General features: G+C 69.4%; 3 protein-coding genes. 1 reads left to right on the forward strand and 2 read right to left on the reverse strand.

Translation table 11 applies throughout. The features are described from left to right. Positions 1–237, reverse strand: a 237-nt coding sequence (locus D7V80_RS40585; RefSeq protein ID WP_199738988.1) for a hypothetical protein, incomplete at its 3' end; no start/stop codon positions are given. Positions 238–351: 114 nt separating this feature from the next. Between D7V80_RS40585 and lpdA the strand changes: the two genes are divergently transcribed. Then, positions 352–1,749, forward strand: a complete 1,398-nt coding sequence (lpdA, locus tag D7V80_RS40590; protein ID WP_014396529.1) for a dihydrolipoyl dehydrogenase — start codon at positions 352–354, stop codon at positions 1,747–1,749. Here lpdA and D7V80_RS40595 read toward each other — a convergent pair. Then, on the reverse strand, positions 1,746–2,744 hold the full coding sequence (locus D7V80_RS40595; RefSeq protein WP_120593107.1) for a YafY family protein: 999 nt from the start codon (positions 2,742–2,744) through the stop codon (positions 1,746–1,748). The genes lpdA and D7V80_RS40595 overlap by 4 nt on opposite strands. Positions 2,745–2,932 lie beyond the last annotated feature (188 nt).

Raw genomic sequence — 2,932 nt, forward strand, 5'->3', positions numbered from 1 at the left:
GTCGCCGAGCTGGCGGCGTGCGTCACTCCAGGCCGTGCCCGCGTCCCCTCCGGTGCCTCCGTCGCTCTGGAGGAGGTCCCCCAGGACGGCGTCCAGGCCCCGGCACGCGGCGGGGCCCAGGTCGGGCGGGGTGATCTTCACAGGGGCCGCGCCCGGCGCCTTCCCGGGGGCCGGAGCGGGCGGGGCTTGATGCGACACGTAATAGAGGCGCGCGAACGCCAGCAGCGCTACTAGCATCAAGAGAAGCGTGTGGAGCGGGAAGCGACGCACGAGCAAACTCCTTGATTCCGACCGGGACCGGGGGTTATCAGCGCCCGCGAGTTCCATCCGCAAAAATGACCGGAGGCGTGTGTGGCTGAGACTTTCGACGTGGTGATCATCGGCTCGGGTCCTGGCGGCTATGTGGGCGCCATCCGCGCGGCCCAGCTCGGGCTGAAGACGGCCATCATCGAAAAGGACAAGCGCCTGGGTGGCACGTGTCTGCACCGCGGCTGCATCCCCACCAAGTCGCTCCTGTGGACGGCGTCGCTCTTCCACCACATCAAGGAGTCGTCCGACTTCGGCATCGACGTGGCGAACCCGACCGTGAACTGGGCCAACGCCCAGAAGCACAAGGACAAGGTCGTCACGAAGGGTGCCAACGGCATCGACTTCCTGATGAAGAAGAACAAGATCACCGTGGTGAAGGGCCACGGCCGCATTGCCGGCAAGGGCAAGGTGGAGGTCACTGCGGAGGACGGCTCCAAGCAGACCCTGGAGACGAAGAACATCATCATCGCCACGGGCTCCGTGCCCAAGTCCCTGCCGAACGTGGCGGTGGACCACAAGCGGGTGATGAACAGTGACTCCATCCTGACCATCGACCGCATCCCCAAGAGCATCATCGTCCTGGGCGCGGGCGCGGTGGGCTGCGAGTTCGCCTCCGTGTTCAACCACGTGGGCAGCAAGACGGCCATCGTGGAGTACATGCCCGCGCTGCTCCCCATCGAGGACGCGGACATCTCCAAGGAGCTGGACAAGATCTTCCGCCGCCGCGGCATCGACGTGCACACGGGCTCCGCGGTGCAGAAGGTGGAGCACACGGCGGACGGCGTGCGCGTCACCATGAAGGTGGGCGAGGAGACCAAGACGCTGGAGGCCGAAATCCTCCTGTCGGCGGTGGGCCGCGCGCCCGTCACCGAGGACGTGGGCCTCAACAAGACGTCCATCCAGGTGGACCGCGGCTTCATCAAGGTCGACACGCTGTGCCGCACCAGCGAGCCCAACGTCTACGCCATTGGCGACGTCATCCCCACGCCGATGCTGGCGCACATGGCCTCCGCCGAGTGCGTGATGGTGGTGGAGCACATCGCCGGGAAGAACCCCGCGCCCATCAATTACGACCTGACCCCGTCCGCCACGTACTGCTACCCCGAGGTGGCGTCCGTGGGCCTCACGGAGAAGAAGGCCAAGGAGCGCGGCTACGACGTGAAGGTGGGCATCGCCCCCTTCGGCGCCGTCACCAAGTCGGCCATCTCCAACGAGTCGGTGGGCCTCATCAAGATCGTCTCCGACAAGAAGTACGACGAGGTGCTGGGCATCCACATCATCGGGCCGCACGCCACGGAGCTGCTCGCCGAGGCCTGCGTCGCGATGAAGCTGGAGATCACCACCGAGGAGCTGGCCCACACCATCCACGCGCACCCGACGCTCTCGGAAATCATGCACGAGGGCGCCGAGGCCACGCTGGGTCACCCGCTGCACTTCTAGCGGGCGCGGCGGCCCGGCCTCTTCCGGCCGGGCCCGCCGTAGAGCGCCAGCAGTGAGGCCGCCAGCGCGGCCAGCCGTTGGCGCAGCGGTTCCGGGGCGAGCACCTCCACGCCCGCCCCGATTTCGCACAGCTGGGAGACCGCGATGGCCTCCCGCTCGAAGTCCAGCGTCACCTTCCGCTTCCCACCGCGTGCCGCGGGCGCCTTGTCGATGCGCTCACCGTCGGCCGGGGGACGCATCCTCCGCAGCGCTGCCTCCCCCTCCTGCGTGCAGGAGAGCGTGACGTCGTAGCGGGGGCGCTCGGTGGCGAACTTCGCGCACCAGTCCTTCCAGAACGCGGGCAGGTCGAAGCCCTGCGGGCGGGTGAAGCCCTGGGGACGCAGCCGCACGTCGCCAATGCGCCCGCCCCGGAAGACGCGCGGGCCCTTGTCCGTCCCCGCGACGAGGTACCAGCGGTCCGCCTTGATCACGAGCCCGTAGGGGTCCACCGTCCGGCGGGAGCGGGCGCCGTCGAAGTCCTGGTAGCTCAGCGACACGCGGCGGTCCTGCCAGGCGGCGTCGCGCAGCTTGCCCAGGTGCGGCAGGGGCTCGCGGCCGGTGAACCAGCCGGAGGCGTCCACGTGCAGCCGCTGGCGCGCGTGCTCCAGCGCGGGCTGCTGGAGGGCGGGGAGGGCCGCGGCCAGCTTCACCAGTCCCGTGCGCAGCGGTCCGGACAGGCCCAGGTCATCCAGGGCTCCCGGAGCGCCCACCGTGGCCAGGGCCTGGAGCTCCGGGCGGGTGAGGCCGGTGAGCTGCGTGCGCCAGCCCTCCATCAGCGCCACGCCGCCCGTGGCGCCGCGGGTGGCGTAGACGGGGACGCCCGCGGTGGAGAGGGCGTCCAGGTCCCGGTGCACGGTGCGGCTGGAGACCTGGAGCTCGCGCGCCAGCTCGCCCACGGTGCTGCGAGAGCGGGCCTGGAGGCGCATCAACAGGTGGACGAGGCGATCCGCGCGCATGGGCCCTCTGGGGTGCGGGAGAGGTGCAGCCTGGGCCGGCAATCATGACAGGGGTTGTCAGGATTGGGGATGCAGGGTGGCGCGTGAAAGGGGAGCACGGACATGAAGCCACTCGAAGGACAGGTGGCCCTGGTCGCGGGAGCGACGCGGCTGTGTCTTATACACATCTGACGCTGCCGACGATAAGG

Origin of the sequence: Corallococcus sp. CA054B, assembly GCF_003611625.1 — a bacterium.
Taxonomy (GTDB): domain Bacteria; phylum Myxococcota; class Myxococcia; order Myxococcales; family Myxococcaceae; genus Corallococcus; species Corallococcus coralloides.